This is a genomic window from Pseudomonas sp. R11-23-07 (assembly GCF_003852295.1).
Taxonomy (GTDB): domain Bacteria; phylum Pseudomonadota; class Gammaproteobacteria; order Pseudomonadales; family Pseudomonadaceae; genus Aquipseudomonas.
Genome location: NZ_CP027761.1, coordinates 4,044,552 through 4,060,579 on the forward strand (window position 1 = coordinate 4,044,552; position 16,028 = coordinate 4,060,579).

Sequence of the window (16,028 nt, forward strand, 5' to 3'; positions counted from 1 at the left end):
TCCTGGGGCGGTAGAACGCGAAAGAGCGGCCATACTGAGAGGCAGGCGAGGTTCAATCATGATGAAAAGCTGACGGCTGCCCCGTGGCATGTGCCTTGCTATGCACTCTCTATCAGGGCGCGCGCCAACGACGGAGCGGGCCTACGGACAAAGGCGTCGTTTCCCTGTAATGGCTGGTATCGCCATCCGAGGAAGCGACGCTTTTTTTTGAGAGAAAAGGTAGGTGTGGATGAACGATTCGGTCGGCAACAGCCCGGTGACCCCGGCGCTGGCCTGGGTAAACGGCAGTGACGCGCCGGAAAAGAGCAGTCTCGACCTGGGGTTCATGGCCTTGACTGATTGCGCCTCGCTGGTGGTCGCCGCTACCCAGGGGTTTGCGCAGCCCTACGGCCTCACGCTGAACCTCAAGCGTCAAACGTCCTGGGCCAACCTGCGCGACAAACTGGTCAGCGGTGAGCTGGACGCCGCCCATAGCCTGTACGGGCTGATCTATGCCGTGCACCTGGGCATCGGCGGCGTTGCTCCGAGCCCGATGGCGGTGCTGATGGGGCTGAACCAGAACGGGCAGAGCATCAACCTGTCCCGTGGGCTGCAGCAGCAAGGCGTGGTCACTCCTGAGGCATTGGAGCGTCACGCGCACCAAAGCCGTACAAAACTCACCTTCGCCCAGACTTTTCCCACCGGCACCCACGCCATGTGGCTGTATTACTGGCTGGCGAGCCAGGGCATCCACCCGCTGCGGGACGTGGACAGCGTGGTGGTCCCCCCGCCGCAAATGGTTGCGCACCTGCAAGCCGGTCGTATCGACGGCCTGTGCGTCGGTGAACCCTGGTGCGCCAGCGCCGTCAAGCAGAACCAGGGTTTCACCCTGGCGACCAGCCAGTCGATCTGGCCGAATCATCCGGAAAAAGTCCTGGGCTGTACCCAGGCCTTCGTCGACCAATACCCCAATACCGCCCGTGTGCTGGTGATGGCGATTCTTGAAGCCAGCCGCTTTATCGAAGCGAGCACGCAAAACCGTCGCTCCACCGCCCAGCTGCTCAGCGCCCGCGAGTACCTCGACGCACCGCTGGACTGTATCGAACCGCGCCTGCTGGGCAATTACGAAGATGGCCTGGGCAACCAGTGGCAGGACCCGTATGCGCTGCGTTTTTTCGCCGATGGCGCGGTCAACCTGCCCTACCTTTGCGACGGCATGTGGTTCATGACCCAGTTCCGCCGCTGGGGGCTGTTGCGCGAAGACCCGGATTACCTTGACGTTGCCCGCCAGGTGCAACAACTGGATGTGTATCGTCAAGCCGCCAGCGCCGTCGGCGTCCCGCTCCATGACGAAGATATGCGCAGCAGCCAGTTGATCGACGGCAAGGTCTGGGACGGCTCCGACCCCGCCGGCTATGCCCGCAGCTTCCGTCTGCACGCCATGGCGGACGACACCAGCCGCCAAGCGCTGCGCTGACAGGAGCACGACCATGCTGCGAATCCTGTTGATCAACGACACCCCGCGCAAAGTCGGCCGGCTCAAGGCCGCGTTGACCGAGGCCGGTTTTGAGGTGATCGATGAATCCGGCCTGACCATCGACTTGCCCGCGCGCGTCGAAACGGTGCGCCCCGACGTGATCCTGATCGATACCGAGTCACCCGGCCGCGATGTGATGGAGCAGGTGGTGCTGGTCAGCCGCGATCAACCCCGCCCTATTGTGATGTTTACCGACGAGCACGACCCGAATGTCATGCGCCAGGCGATCAAGTCCGGGGTCAGTGCCTACATCGTCGAAGGTATCCAGGCCCAGCGCCTGCAACCGATCCTCGATGTGGCCATGGCACGCTTCGAAAGCGACCAGGCCCTGCGCGCCCAGCTACACGCCCGCGATCAACAGTTGGCGGAGCGCAAGCGCATCGAGCTGGCCAAAGGTCTGCTGATGAAAATGAAGGACTGCAATGAGGAAGAGGCCTACACCCTCATGCGCCGCCAGGCCATGAGCCGCCAGCAGAAACTGATCCAGGTCGCCGAACAGATTATTGCCATGAGCGAATTGCTCGGGTGATCTGGCGCGGCTCTTGCTAAAGAACCTCTACAGGTAGCCAACGGCGGTTGCCCAATCCACGACAAAGACGTCGCACACCCGGTTTGCCCTCGCGAACCCGGTGGCGGCGTTTTTTCGTTTTAGACCCAACCGTTGAGGTGCGTGATGAAATCAAGTTTCTGGAAATCCGGGCACACCCCGACCCTGTTTGCCGCGTTCCTGTATTTCGACCTGAGCTTCATGGTCTGGTACCTGCTGGGCCCGCTGGCGGTACAGATTGCCGCCGACCTGCACCTGACCACTCAACAGCGCGGCCTGGTGGTCGCCACGCCGATCCTGGCGGGCGCGGTGTTGCGCTTTCTCATGGGCATGCTGGCCGACAAGCTGTCGCCCAAGACCGCCGGGCTGATCGGCCAGGTGATTGTCATTGTCGCGTTGTTCTGCGCCTGGAAACTGGGCATTCACAGCTACGAGCAAGCCCTGCTGCTGGGCCTGTTCCTCGGCATGGCCGGTGCCTCGTTTGCCGTCGCCCTGCCGCTGGCCTCGCAATGGTACCCGGCCGAGCACCAAGGCAAAGCCATGGGCATCGCCGGCGCCGGCAACTCCGGCACTGTGTTTGCCGCGTTGCTGGCACCGGTACTGGCGGCGGCCTTTGGCTGGAGCAATGTGTTCGGCTTCGCGTTGATTCCGCTGATTCTTACCCTGATCGTGTTCGCCTGGCTCGCCCGCAATGCCCCGCAACGCCCGAAAGCCAAGTCGATGGCCGACTACTTCAAAGCCCTGGGTGATCGCGACAGTTGGTGGTTCATGTTCTTCTACAGCGTGACCTTTGGCGGCTTCATCGGCCTGGCCAGCGCCCTGCCCGGCTACTTCAACGACCAGTACGGCCTGAGCCCGGTGACCGCTGGCTACTACACCGCGGCCTGTGTCTTCGGTGGCAGCCTGATGCGCCCCTTGGGCGGTGCCCTGGCGGACCGTTTCGGCGGGATCAAGACCCTGCTCGGCATGTACAGCGTGGCGGTGATCTGCATTGCGGCGGTGGGTTTCAATCTGCCCAGTTCCTACGCCGCGTTGGCGCTTTTCGTCTGCACCATGCTCGGCCTTGGCGCCGGTAATGGCGCAGTGTTCCAACTGGTGCCACAGCGTTTTCGCAGTGAGATCGGCGTGATGACCGGTTTGATCGGCATGGCCGGCGGCATTGGCGGCTTTGTGCTGGCGGCCGGCATGGGTGCGATCAAGCAGAGTACCGGCAGTTATCAGGTGGCCCTGTGGCTGTTCGCCAGCCTCGGCGTGCTGGCCTGGTTTGGCCTGCACGGCGTCAAGCGTCGCTGGAGAACCACCTGGGGCTCGGCTGCCGTGACCGCCGCGCGCGTCTGATGAGCCTGCAACTGAGCGTCGCCCAGGCCAGTGCGATCGGCCCACGGGCGGAAAACCAGGACGCGCTGCGGGTGGTCACGCCCATGGCGGAACTGGCCGCGAGCAAAGGCTACCTGTGCGCGTTGGCCGACGGTGTCAGCCAATGCGCCGATGGCGGCCTGGCCGCACGCTCGACCTTGCAGGCGCTGGCCCTGGACTACTACGCCACGCCGCAGACCTGGGGCGTGGCCCAGGCGCTGGAACGTTTACTGGTCGCGCAGAATCGCTGGCTGCAGGCCAATGGCGGCGGCCAGCCGCTGCTGACCACCCTCAGTGCCCTGGTGTTTCGCGGCCAGCGTTTCACCCTGGCCCACGTCGGCGATTGCCGCGCCTATCGCTGGCTGGACGGCGAGCTGCAGCGCATCAGCGAAGACCATGTGTGGGAGCAGCCGGGCATGCAGCATGTGCTCAAGCGTGCCCTCGGCCTGGACCAACATTTGGTGCTGGATTTTCTCGACGGAGAACTGCGCGCCGGCGAGTGCTTCCTGCTGCTCAGTGACGGGGTCTGGGCCACGTTGGGCGACCACAGCATCCGCGCGATTCTGCGCGAGCAAAGCGACTTGGACCTGGCGGTCAACACCCTGGTGAATGCCGCGCACTTGGCAGGAAGCCAGGACAATGCCAGCGCCTTGCTGGTACGCATCGATGCCCTTGGCGCCGCCACGCTGGGCGACGCACTGGTGCAGTTGCAGCAGTGGCCGCTGCCGCCGCTGCTCAAGGCCGGGCAACGTTTCGAAGGTTGGCAGGTGCACAGCCTGTTGGCGCAGAGCCGACAGTCATTGCTGTATCGGGTAGAGGATGATCAGCAGCGCCCCTGGTTGCTGAAAACCTTGCCGCTCAATCGAGAAACCGATACGGACGCCGCCCAGGCCCTGCTCTCGGAAGAATGGTTTCTGCGCCGGGTCGCCGGCCGCGCATTCCCTGAAGTGCATGCCGCCAGCGGGCGTCAGCATTTGTACTACGTGATGCGTGAATATCCGGGGCAAACTCTGGCCGAACTGTTCAAGCGCCAGGGCCCCTTGCCCCTGGCTCAATGGCAGTCCATCGCCGAGCGTTTGCTGCGCGCGATCGGCCTGCTGCATCGGCGGCAGATCCTGCACCGCGATATCAAGCCGGAAAACCTGTTGCTGGGGGACGACGGCGAACTGCGCGTGCTGGATTTCGGCCTGGCCTACTGCCCAGGGCTGTCCGAAGACCGCGCGCATGTGCTGCCCGGTACTCCGAGTTTTATCGCGCCGGAGTCGTTCAACGGCGAGCGGCCTACGCCGCAACAGGATTTGTACAGTGTCGGCGTCACGCTCTATTACCTGCTGACCGGTCACTATCCCTACGGCGAAATCGAAGCTTTCCAACGCCCGCGCTTCACTCAGGCGGTCAGCGCCAGCCGCTTCCGTCCTGACTTGCCCGACTGGTTGCCCGCGAGCCTCGAACGGGCCGTGGCCGTGCAACCGCAGCAACGTTATGAAACCGCCGAAGAGTGGCTGCTGGTGCTGGAACAGGCCGACCGCCGTGAGCTGAGCGTGCGCGCCCGCCCCTTGCTGGAGCGTGAACCGCTGAAGGTCTGGCAAACCCTGGCGATGGCTTCGCTGCTGATCAATCTGGTGCTGCTCTACTGGCTGTTGCACCACTAACGGGCAAAACCCTGCGGCATTCGGGTTAAACGCTCAATAAAACCAGGGACATTGGCACTTGGCACAGCTGCTGCATTAGCTATCCCAACAACCCACATATAGCCGCTCCTTCAACGTCGAAGGGCCGAGCTTCCCGAGAGAACGGGACCAGGACAAAGGCGTCCTCGCTAGGTAACTAGCGGGGACGCCTTTTTTTGTTTGCGCGTGATTGGTCGGAGAGCGACATGAAAAAACTCAAACTGGTGATGATCGGCAACGGCATGGCCGGGGTTCGCACCTTGGAAGAACTGCTCAAGCTCAGCAGCGACATCTATGACATCACCGTGTTCGGCGCCGAGCCCCACACCAACTACAACCGCATCCTGCTGTCGCCGGTACTGGCCGGCGAGCAGACCTTCGAAGAGATCGTGCTCAACGACCTGGACTGGTACCTCGATAACAACGTCAAGCTGCTGCTCAACCGCAAGGTGGTGCAGATCGATCGAGTGAAACGCCGGGTCATCGCCGAAGACGGTACCGAAGCCGAATACGATCGCCTGCTGATCGCCACCGGTTCCACCCCGTTTATCCTGCCCATTCCCGGTAATACCTTGCAGGGCGTGATCGGCTACCGCGATATTGCCGACACCCAGGCCATGATCGACACCGCCAAGACCCACAAGCACGCCGTGGTCATCGGTGGTGGGCTGCTGGGCCTTGAGGCCGCCAACGGCTTGATGCTGCGCGGCATGCAGGTGACCGTGGTGCACATCGGTGAATGGCTGCTGGAACGGCAGCTGGACAAAACCAGCGGCCAACTGCTGCAAACCGAGCTGGAAAGCCGCGGCCTGGTGTTCCGCCTGTGCGAACAGACCCAGGCCTTGCACGATGCCGGCAACGGCCGGGTCGGCTCGGTGCAGTTCAAAAATGGCGACATCATTCCCGCCGACCTGGTGGTGATGGCCGCTGGTATCCGCCCCAACACCGAACTTGCGGAAAAGTCCGGCATCCCCTGCAACCGTGGGATTCTGGTCAACGATACGATGCAAACCTACGACCCGCGCATCTACGCCATCGGCGAATGCGCCAGCCACCGTGGGATTGCCTACGGCCTGGTGGCGCCGCTGTTCGAACAGGCCAAGGTCTGCGCCAACCATCTCGCCCAGCTGGGTTTCGCCACCTACAAAGGTTCGGTCACCTCCACCAAGCTGAAAGTCACCGGCATCGACCTGTTCTCCGCCGGAGACTTCATGGGCGGCGAAGGCACTGAAACCATCACCCTCTCCGACCCCATCGGCGGCGTGTACAAAAAACTGGTGATCAAGGACGACATCCTGGTCGGCGCCTGCCTGTACGGCGATACCGCCGATGGCGGTTGGTATTTCCGCCAGATCCGTGAGAACCACGCGATTGGCGAGATCCGTGACCATTTGATGTTTGGCGAAAATGCACTGGGCGATGTAGGCCATCAGGGCCAGGACAAAGCCATGAGCATGGCCGACAATGCCGAGGTCTGCGGCTGCAATGGCGTGTGCAAGGGCACCATCGTCAAGGCGATCCAGGAACAAGGGCTGTTCAGCGTCGATGAGGTGAAAAAGCACACCAAGGCTGCCAGCTCGTGCGGGTCTTGCGCGGGGCTGGTGGAGCAGATCCTGATCAACACCGTGGGCGGCGCCGCCGACGTCAAACCCAAGAGCGAAAAAGCCATCTGCGGTTGCAGCGACCTCAACCACGGGCAAATCCGCCAGGCCATTCGCGACCAGCACCTGCTGACCATCGCCGGCACCATGAGCTACCTGAACTGGCGCACGCCCAACGGTTGCGCCACCTGCCGCCCGGCGCTGAACTACTACCTGATTTCCACCTGGCCGGGCGAAGCCAAGGACGACCCGCAGTCGCGCCTGATCAACGAGCGCGCCCACGCCAACATCCAGAAAGACGGCACCTATTCCGTCGTCCCACGCATGTGGGGCGGCGTGACCAATCCGTCGGAGCTGCGCCGTATCGCCGATGTGGCCGACAAGTACAACGTGCCGATGGTCAAGGTGACCGGCGGCCAGCGCATCGATTTGCTCGGCATCAAGAAGCAGGACTTGCCCGGCGTCTGGAAAGACCTCGACATGCCGTCCGGGCATGCCTACGGCAAATCCATCCGTACCGTGAAGACCTGCGTGGGCAGCGAGTTCTGCCGCTTTGGTACGCAAAACTCCACGCAACTGGGCATCGAACTGGAGCATGACCTGTTCAATATGTGGTCGCCGCATAAGGTCAAGCTGGCGGTGTCCGGTTGCCCACGCAATTGTTCGGAAGCGGGCATCAAGGACGTGGGAATCATCGGCGTGGACTCGGGCTGGGAGATGTATATCGGCGGCAACGGCGGGATCAAAACCGAAGTCGCGGAGTTTTTCGTCAAGCTCAAGACCGCCGAAGAAGTGCGCGAATACAACGGCGCATTCCTGCAGTTGTACCGCGAAGAAGCCTTCTACCTGGAGCGCACCGTGCATTACCTGCAACGGGTGGGCATGGAGCACATCAAGAAAGCCGTGCTCGAAGACCCGGCCCGGCGTCAGACCCTCAACGAGCGCCTGCAGTTTTCGCTGTCATTCGAGCAAGACCCCTGGAAAGAACGCCTGGAACAGCCGCTGCTGAAAAAGGAATTCGACGTCATCCCGGTCAAGCAATTGGAGGTGCCAGCATGAACTGGCTGGATATCTGCGCTCTGGAAGAAATCAACGCATTGGGCTCGCGCATCATCAACGGGCCCAAGGGCGACATTGCGATTTTTCGCACCAGCGACGATGAAGTCTTCGCACTCGATGACCGTTGTCCGCACAAAGGCGGGCCACTGTCCCAAGGTTTGATCTATGGCAAGCGCGTGGCCTGCCCGCTACACAATTGGCAGATCGACCTGGCGTCCGGCGAAGCCCAGGCGCCGGATATCGGTTGCGCCCATCATCACCTCGCCCGCGTGGAAAACGGCCGAGTGATGCTGGCCCTGCGGGACGCAGGGTGATGGACCGCCAGGTTACCGCATCCACCTGCTGTTATTGCGGCGTGGGCTGCGGCGTGCTGATTGAGCATGACGGCACCCGGATCCTCGGCGTGCAAGGCGATCCGGACCACCCGGCCAACTTCGGCAAGCTGTGCAGCAAGGGCGCCAGCCTGCATCTGACCGGTGACCTCGACGCCCGCGCCTTGTACCCGGAGTTGCGCTTGGGCAAAGACCTGGCCCGCGCCCGTACCGATTGGGATACCGCCCTGGAACATGCGGCCACGGTATTTGCCGAGACCATCGCCGCGCACGGTCCGGACAGCGTGGCCTTCTACATCTCCGGGCAATTGCTGACCGAGGACTACTACAGCTTCAACAAACTGGCGCGTGCCCTGGTCGGCACCAACAATATCGACAGCAACTCGCGGCTGTGCATGTCCTCGGCCGTCGTTGGATACAAGCGCAGCCTGGGCGCCGATGCCCCGCCCTGCAGCTATGAAGACCTGGACACCAGCGACTGCGTGATGATCGTCGGCAGTAACATGGCCTACGCTCATCCAGTGTTGTTCCGACGTTTGGAAGAAGCCAAGGCGCGCCGCCCACAGATGAAAGTCGTGGTGATCGACCCACGGCGCACAGACACGTGCGAACTGGCTGACCTGCACCTGGCGATCCTGCCGGGGACCGACGTCGCGCTGTTCCATGGGATTTTGCATCTGCTGCTGTGGGAAGACTGGATCGACCGCGATTTTATCCAGGCGCATACCGACGGCCTGGTCGAGCTGAAACGCCTGGTGCATGACTACACGCCGCAGATGGTCACGCAACTGTGCGGAATCAGCGTCGAACAGTTGCGCCTGTGCGCACAGTGGGTGGGCACCTCCAGTAGCTTTTTGTCGCTGTGGTGCATGGGGTTGAACCAATCTACTGCGGGCAGTGCAAAAAACAGCGCGCTGATCAACCTGCACCTGGCCACCGGTACGATTGGCCGGCCAGGCTGCGGGCCGTTTTCCCTGACCGGCCAACCCAATGCCATGGGCGGGCGCGAGACCGGCAGCTTGTCGAATTTGCTGCCTGGGCATCGCGACGCCGCCAACCCCGAACATCGCGCAGAAGTCGCCGCTTATTGGGGCGTCGATCAACTGCCCGCTAGCACCGGCCTCACGGCCATCGAACTGTTCGAGCAGGTGCAGGCGGGCAAGATCAAAGCGTTGTGGATCGCCTGCACCAACCCCGCCCAATCATTGCCGGACCAGAATGCCGTGCGTGCAGCCTTGGCGACATGTCCGTTTGTGGTATTGCAGGAAGCGTTTCGAACCACCGAGACCGCCGCCTACGCCGACCTGCTGTTGCCCGCCGCCAGCTGGGGTGAAAAAGAAGGCACGGTGACCAACTCCGAACGGCGTATTTCCCACGTGCGACGCGCCATCAGCGCACCGGGAGAAGCGTGGCCGGATTGGGCGATTACGGTGGATTTCGCCCGACGCCTGGAGCGTCGTCTGCGGCCGGGCCTGAGCAGCCTGTTTGCCTTTGAGCAACCGGCGCAGATTTTTGACGAGTTCAAGCTGCTGACGCAGGACCGCGACCTGGATTTGTCAGGCATCAGCCATGCCCTGCTGGACCGGCTCGGTCCGCAACAGTGGCCGTTTCCCAGGGGTGCACAAGCCGGAACGCCGCGCCTCTACGTGGATGGCATTTTCCCCACCGCTAATGGCCGTGCGCAGTTTGTCGCCGACTCTTACCGCGCCGCCAAGGAGCAGCGTGACGCACGCTTCCCCTTGACCCTGATCACCGGCCGCCTGCGCGACCAATGGCACGGCATGAGCCGTACCGGCACGGCAGCGCAGTTGTTCGGGCATGTCAGCGAAGCGCTGTTGAGCCTGCACCCGGACGAGTTGCGCCGTCACCGCTTCAAAGAAGGCGACCTGGTCAGCCTGAAAAGCCGTCGAGGCAATGTCATCGTCGCGGTCACCAGCGATGACAGCGTGCGCCCCGGCCAGGCGTTCCTGCCCATGCATTGGGGCGACCGTTTTCTCAAAGGCGGCGTCAACGTGCTGACCCAGCCGGCGTGCGACCCGTTGTCGAAACAGCCGGAACTCAAACACAGCGGTGTGCGCCTGGAAGCGGTGCAACTGCCGTGGCAGCTGTTTGCGCTGATTGAGGGCGATGTGCAGCGACATTTCGAAGCCCTGCGCCCGCTCTGTGAGGGTTTTGCCTACGTCAGCCTGAGCCTGTCCGGACGTGAGCGTCCCGCGTTGCTGGTGCGTGCAGCCCATACCGAGGCGCCAGACCTGCAGTTGCTGAACCGCATTGATCAGTTACTGGGGCTCAATGACGGCCCGGTGATGGCGTATGACGACCCGCGCCGTTCCATCGGTAAACGGGTGAAAATCGAAAAAGGCCGCATTACCGCGTTGCGCCTGGCCGGCGAAACCCTCGCCCGCCATTGGCTGCAGAGCCTCTGGCTGGAAGGCCGCACCGACGATCAATTACGCCGCTGGCTATTGGCGCCGTTAAGCGCGCCACCGGGGGGTGCCGCAGCCAGCAGCAAGGTCCTGTGCAACTGCATAAATGTCAGCGAAAACACAGTTTGCGCCGGGATCGCCCGTGGCCTGGACCTGAATGGGCTCAAACAAGAACTGGGGTGCGGCACGCAGTGCGGCTCCTGCGTGCCGGAAATCAAACGTCTTTTGGCCGCCAGCCCGCAGCCAATCGCAATCAGTCTGTGAGGTAACAACATGAGCGCAAAAGTTTGGCTGGTAGGCGCCGGGCCCGGTGATCCGGAATTGCTCACCCTCAAAGCGGTAAGGGCCCTGCATGAAGCCGACGTGGTGTTGATCGACGATCTGGTCAACGCGGCCGTGCTGGAGCACTGCGCCGATGCGCGCGTGATCACCGTCGGCAAGCGTGGCGGCTGTCGTTCCACGCCGCAGGATTTTATTCACCGCCTGATGCTGCGTTACGCGCGCCAGGGTAAGTGCGTGGTGCGGCTTAAAGGTGGCGACCCGTGCATTTTCGGCCGGGGTGGCGAAGAGGCAACCTGGCTGCGCGAACGTGGAGTCGAGGTGGAGTTAGTCAATGGCATCACCTCCGGGCTGGCCGGAGCGACGAATTGCGATATCCCGTTGACGTTGCGCGGTGTAAGCCGTGGCGTGACGCTGGTCACGGCGCATACCCAGGACGACAGCAGCCTGAATTGGCGCGCACTGGCCGAGGGGGGCACGACGCTGGTGGTGTATATGGGCGTCGCCAAGCTGGAAGAGATTCGGCAACAGTTGCTGGAAGGTGGCATGGCTGCGGATATGCCGGTGGCGATGATCGAAAATGCTTCGTTGCCCGAACAGCGCGAATGCCGTAGCGACCTCGCCGCCATGCATGAAGACGCGCAGGCGTTTGCGCTGAAGAGCCCGGCAATCCTGGTGATTGGCCGTGTTGCCAGCGCAGCCCAGATGGCTTGCGCCGCAGCAGCCGCCAGCGCCTGAGGCAAATCACAGGCGAAAAAAAGCCCGGCCTAAGCCGGGCTTTTTGTGAAGCTCGGCTAATTACTTAGCTTGAGCTTCAACCGCTGCTTCTACGCGACGGTTAACAGCGCGACCAGCTTCAGTTGCGTTGTCAGCAACTGGGCGGGATTCGCCGTAACCTACGGAAGTGATGCGGCTAGGAGCTACGCCATCTTTAACCAGGACTTGCTTAACAGCGTCAGCACGACGCTGGGACAGCTTCTGGTTGTAAGCGTCTGGACCTACGGAGTCAGTGTGACCAGCAACTTCTACGTTGGTATCTGGGTACTGAGCCATGAAGTCGGCCAGGTTTTTGACGTCGCCGTAGCTGTTAGGCTTAACAACCGACTTGTCGAAGTCGAACTTAACGTCCAGCTCAACACGAACAACCTGAGCAACCGGAGCTTCTGGCTCTGGAACTGGCTCTGGAGCTGGTGCTGGGGTAGGAGCTGGAGCTGCTGCGCCAGCGTTACCGCCGAAGTTCACGCCCAGGCCAACCAGTGCGGAGTAGTCCCACTTGCCGTTGTCCAGACCGTAGTCAGCTTCAACACCAGCACGAGCGTACAGGTTGTTGGTGAAGTAGTACTTCACGCCGGTACCGATGGTAGCGAAAGTAGTCTGGTCGCGACCGCTGTGACCGTCAGCTTTTACGTTGCCACGGCTCTGGTGGCCGAAACCGCCTTCAACGTATGGACGCAGGCTGTCAACGCCAGCTTGACCGAAGTGATATTGGGCAACCAGGCTGCCGGTATCACCTTTGATCTTCTGGCTACCAGTACCGTCGTTCGAACGGGTGTGGTTAGTCTTGTCGTAGGACAGGTTCAAGGACAGGTCGTCGGTCAAGAAGTAACCGATGCGAGCGCCAGGATTGAAGCCGTCTTCGATGTGCTTGACGCTATCGTTGTACTGCTTCTTGTAGAACAGCTCGCCTTCAACTGCGCCTTGGCCTTGTGCCAGAACGCCGAAAGAAGTAGCGGCAATAAGAGAACCAATGGCCAAGCCCAAGGTGTTTTTCAGTTTCATCCGTTAAATCCCCATCTGGTGATTGTAAAGCAGTCCCACAAACCGGGGGACAACTCGGCGACAAGTCTAACAGAACTTGCCTACACGTAAGAGATATTTGCTACGCACTAAGTTTCAGTCTCGCCCGCAAATTTCTCACGTAATTTATCAAGAGCACGTTTGTAACGCATTTTTGTAGCACTCAAGCCCATATGCATGATGTCAGCGATTTCCTGAAATTCCAATTCTGCGACGAAACGTAGCACCAGAATTTCACGGTCAATCGGGTTCACATGCACCAGCCAGCGATCAAGCCCGCCCTTTTCCTCGGGTGCCGGCGCCTTTTCCTCAGACGCCTCCTCAAGGGGGTCCAGACTCAAAGCGTCCATCAAGCGACGCTTTCGCCGTTCCTTCCGATACTGCGTGATGCACTCGTTGTAGGTGATGCTGTAGAGCCAGGTCTTGAACTTCGATTTGCCCTCGAAGTTCTTCAGGCCGTACAGCACCTTGAGCATCACTTCCTGACAGACATCATCCGCATCTCTATCGTTCCCCAAATACCTTGAACAAACGTTGAACAGAGTGCGTTGATACCTGCGCATCAATTCTTCGTACGCGCGTGTTACGTGAAACAGCTCCGTGTGCGAACGCGCGACCAACTCCTCATCAGAGAGCTCACGGGGGTCATAGCGCGTGGACAGCGTTTGGGCTTTATTCAAAACAAGTCGTGCCGGCAGTCAGGTCAATGTCCGCTGCAACCCGGTCAGCCGGGTTCGCGGCGGCGTACATTAGCAGGGTTTGCCGGTTTAGCGGCTACTGACCTGCTGCTCCAGGAGAATCCGGTTGGACAGCGACACCAGTTCTCCGTCATCGGTCAGCACGGTCGTCTTGACTGTGCCGATCTCCTCGATTTGCCCTTCGACCTCGCCCACACGCACCTGTTGCCCAACTTGATATAGCTCACGCACATAGATTCCCGCAAGAATCTGACCGGCAATTTCCCGGCTTCCCAACCCCATGGCCAGCGCAACGGCCAGACCAACGGTAATCAAAACAATCACAATAACGTGGTTCAGCAGGTCAGTCTTGACCTCCAGCTGGCTGATCGCGACGGAAATGCTGATGATGATCACCAGCCCCTGGGCAATTCGCCCCAGGCCTGCCGCGTAGTCCAGCCCGACGCCTTCAGCGGCTCCGCGCACCAGGCCATTGGCCAATTGCGCGAGCAAAACACCGACCAGCAACACCAGCGCGCCGCCGAAAACTTTCGGCAAATACAGTGCCAGCATGTCGAGCGTAGCTGAAACTCGCTCAAGTCCAAGGGACTGAGCCGCAGAAACCAGAAAAATCAGTAGAACGAACCAATAAACGATCTTGCCGATCAGCGTAGAGATCGGCACTTGCAGCCCGGCGCGGCCCAGCAGCTTGGTCAGGCCGGTGCCGGCCATCAGGCGATCCAGCCCGAGTTTGGCGAGCAATTTGGACAGCAGGGTGTCGAGCAACTTGGCCACGACAAAGCCCAGCAATACCAGGACCAGGGCACCAAACAGGTTGGGAATGAAATTCGCCACCTTGGTCCACAATGCGGTCATCGCGGTGACCAGGCTCTGGGTCCAGAGATCAAGTTCCATATTCAATCAGCCTTATCAGCAGTGCGAGCAAGAGGTTTACCACGGGAAACCGGTGACACATGGGCCGAACCGTTGTTCAGGGCCATCATCAATGCCGGCACCCAGCGCCCGAGCAGACCGAACAGGTCACCCGCCCCTACCTGACGGTTGGCGGTTTTCAGTACGCGACCCAGGCAAGCGTCGTCATCACGGTTGGATGGCGAAGCATTGAGCATGTCACGCAAAGACTGTTCGAACGGATCGTGCATAGAGACCTCTCGCAAGTGATTTAAAAGACGAGGGTAAAATTCATCGGGTCACATCGGCCCTTTCCTACGTTCAGCTCATATTCAGTTCAAACCCAGCGCAACCGTCGAAACAACCACCATTGCCCCAGGGCCACGCAGACCATCAGCAGGCAGGCAATCATGAATCCGTAGGGGCTGCTGGAAAACGGTATCCCCCCCACATTGATGCCCAGCAGGCCGGTCAAAAAACTCATCGGCAAGAAGATGCCGGTGATGATTCCGAAACGGTACATCGTGCGGTTCATGCGCAGGCTCAAGCGCCGGTCTTCGGCCTCAAGCACAAGCCCCACGCGCTCCCTGGCCAATTCGAGCTCTTCCAGGTAACGGGTCAGGCTGTTGTGCAATTCGTTCCAGTAGTCGGCGTCGTCGTCACAAAACCATGCCAGTTTGATCCGCGTCAGTTGCGCGAAAATATCCCGTTGCGGCGCCAGAAAACGCTTGAGCCCGGCCGCTCGCCGACGGATCTGCAAGACGCTACCGTGCTCCGGGGTATACCGTTCGTCGGCATCGAGTTTTTCTTCCTCGGAATCGACAATTTCGGACAGCCCGGTGACCAGATCCTGCACTTTGTTGGTCAGGTACTGCGCCATATAAAGGATGAGTTCAGACGCAGTTCTTGGCCCCTTACCCTCGGCCAGTTGCACCAACAGCTCATCAGTGGCGCGCAGCGGGCGCAAACGCAGGGAAATCACACGACTTGCCGCTGCGAAGATACGTACCGAAACCATGTCCTCCGGTTCCGCGCCGGGGTTGAGATTGATCCCACGCAAAAACAGCAGCAGTTCGGCATCCGGCAACGGCAGCAGCCGTGGGCGGGTGTTTTCTTCCAGCAGGAGGTCACACGCAAACTCGCTCAAACCGCTGGATTTGCGCAGCCAGGTCTGGGTTTGAGGGTGGCTGCGGTCCCAATGCAGCCACAGGCTCTCCTGAGGCTGCAGTTGCAACGCATCAAGCTCAGTCCGGGCAATCGAACGCGCACCGCCTTTACCGTCCAGCACCAGGGCATGCACCAGCCCCCATTGCGCGTTTTCTTCCTCGAACATCCTCACCCCTTTCGGCTACTGCGTTATTCAGGCATTTTCAGTGGGCTGGGCGAGACGATCACACCGTTGTTATCGGCATACACGTATTCGCCCGGGCGGAACGTCACGCCCGCAAAGGTCACCACCACGTTCAGGTCGCCAAGGCCGCGCTTGTCGGTTTTCATCGGATGGGAAGCCAGGGCCTGCACGCCCAGATCGGTCTGGGCAATCACATCGACGTCGCGGATACACCCGTAGATCACCATGCCTTCCCAGCCGTTTCTCGCGGCTTTCTCGGCGATCAGGTCACCCAGCAAAGCACGCCGCAGCGAACCACCGCCATCGACCACCAACACCTTGCCGGTGCCGGGCTGCTCGGCCTGTTCCTTAACCAGGGAGTTATCTTCGAAGCACTTGATGGTGACAATTTCGCCGCCGAAGGAATCTCGGCCACCGAAGTTGCTGAACATCGGCTCGACCACCTGTACCAGCTCCGGGTACGCGTCGCACAGGTCGGGGGTCACGTAATGGTTCATCGAGAAAC

The 16,028-nt window shown here is 60.9% G+C and carries 14 protein-coding genes; 8 read left to right on the forward strand and 6 right to left on the reverse strand.

Features of this window, described 5'->3' with window-relative positions:
• Window positions 1-229 precede the first annotated feature (229 nt).
• The 8 genes from C4J84_RS18470 (at window position 230) to cobA (ending at window position 11,524) form a co-directional block, all read left to right on the forward strand.
• The gene (locus C4J84_RS18470) at window positions 230-1,456 is read left to right on the forward strand and encodes a CmpA/NrtA family ABC transporter substrate-binding protein (RefSeq protein WP_124435906.1); all 1,227 of its coding nucleotides are present in this window, start codon (window positions 230-232) and stop codon (window positions 1,454-1,456) included.
• Window positions 1,457-1,469: 13 nt separating this feature from the next.
• Window positions 1,470-2,045 carry an ANTAR domain-containing response regulator gene (locus tag C4J84_RS18475; protein WP_057721200.1) on the forward strand — a complete coding sequence of 192 codons (576 nt, stop codon included), beginning with the start codon at window positions 1,470-1,472 and terminating at the stop codon, window positions 2,043-2,045.
• Window positions 2,046-2,189: 144 nt separating this feature from the next.
• Window positions 2,190-3,401 carry a NarK/NasA family nitrate transporter gene (locus tag C4J84_RS18480; protein WP_124367953.1) on the forward strand — a complete coding sequence of 404 codons (1,212 nt, stop codon included), beginning with the start codon at window positions 2,190-2,192 and terminating at the stop codon, window positions 3,399-3,401.
• On the forward strand, window positions 3,401-5,071 hold the full coding sequence (locus tag C4J84_RS18485) for a bifunctional protein-serine/threonine kinase/phosphatase (RefSeq protein WP_124435907.1): 1,671 nt from the start codon (window positions 3,401-3,403) through the stop codon (window positions 5,069-5,071). Before C4J84_RS18480 ends, C4J84_RS18485 begins: the two co-directional genes overlap by 1 nt.
• A 224-nt stretch (window positions 5,072-5,295) precedes the next feature.
• Complete coding sequence (gene nirB, locus C4J84_RS18490) at window positions 5,296-7,749, forward strand: nitrite reductase large subunit NirB (RefSeq protein ID WP_124435908.1); 2,454 nt, start codon at window positions 5,296-5,298, stop codon at window positions 7,747-7,749.
• Window positions 7,746-8,063 carry a nitrite reductase small subunit NirD gene (gene nirD, locus C4J84_RS18495; protein ID WP_057721197.1) on the forward strand — a complete coding sequence of 106 codons (318 nt, stop codon included), beginning with the start codon at window positions 7,746-7,748 and terminating at the stop codon, window positions 8,061-8,063. Before nirB ends, nirD begins: the two co-directional genes overlap by 4 nt.
• Window positions 8,063-10,771, forward strand: a complete 2,709-nt coding sequence (locus C4J84_RS18500) for a nitrate reductase (RefSeq protein WP_124435909.1) — start codon at window positions 8,063-8,065, stop codon at window positions 10,769-10,771. The genes nirD and C4J84_RS18500 overlap by 1 nt, the downstream gene beginning before the upstream one ends.
• A 9-nt stretch (window positions 10,772-10,780) precedes the next feature.
• Window positions 10,781-11,524 (forward strand): uroporphyrinogen-III C-methyltransferase, encoded by a 744-nt coding sequence (cobA, locus tag C4J84_RS18505; RefSeq protein ID WP_124371518.1) that lies wholly within the window; start codon window positions 10,781-10,783, stop codon window positions 11,522-11,524.
• A 60-nt stretch (window positions 11,525-11,584) separates the two neighbouring features.
• Here cobA and C4J84_RS18510 read toward each other — a convergent pair whose 3' ends face one another.
• The 6 genes from C4J84_RS18510 to rraA all read right to left on the reverse strand — a co-directional run bounded on the left by C4J84_RS18510 (window position 11,585) and on the right by rraA (window position 16,020).
• Window positions 11,585-12,565: an OmpA family protein gene (locus tag C4J84_RS18510; protein WP_124371519.1), complete on the reverse strand. Its 981-nt coding sequence runs from the start codon at window positions 12,563-12,565 to the stop codon at window positions 11,585-11,587.
• A gap of 107 nt (window positions 12,566-12,672) precedes the next feature.
• Window positions 12,673-13,263, reverse strand: coding sequence for an RNA polymerase sigma factor SigX (sigX, locus tag C4J84_RS18515; RefSeq protein ID WP_003193286.1), 591 nt, complete (start codon window positions 13,261-13,263; stop codon window positions 12,673-12,675).
• An 87-nt stretch (window positions 13,264-13,350) separates the two neighbouring features.
• The gene (locus C4J84_RS18520) at window positions 13,351-14,175 is read right to left on the reverse strand and encodes a mechanosensitive ion channel domain-containing protein (RefSeq protein WP_003193288.1); all 825 of its coding nucleotides are present in this window, start codon (window positions 14,173-14,175) and stop codon (window positions 13,351-13,353) included.
• Between the two features lie 2 nt (window positions 14,176-14,177).
• A complete protein-coding gene (locus tag C4J84_RS18525) occupies window positions 14,178-14,423 on the reverse strand; it encodes a hypothetical protein (RefSeq protein ID WP_003230316.1) in 246 nt (81 codons plus the stop codon).
• Window positions 14,424-14,509: 86 nt separating this feature from the next.
• On the reverse strand, window positions 14,510-15,505 hold the full coding sequence (locus C4J84_RS18530; protein ID WP_124415324.1) for a zinc transporter ZntB: 996 nt from the start codon (window positions 15,503-15,505) through the stop codon (window positions 14,510-14,512).
• 23 nt (window positions 15,506-15,528) lie between these two features.
• Entirely contained in the window at window positions 15,529-16,020 is a 492-nt protein-coding gene (gene rraA / locus C4J84_RS18535) for a ribonuclease E activity regulator RraA (RefSeq protein WP_124436340.1), read from the reverse strand.
• Window positions 16,021-16,028: the final 8 nt, after the last annotated feature.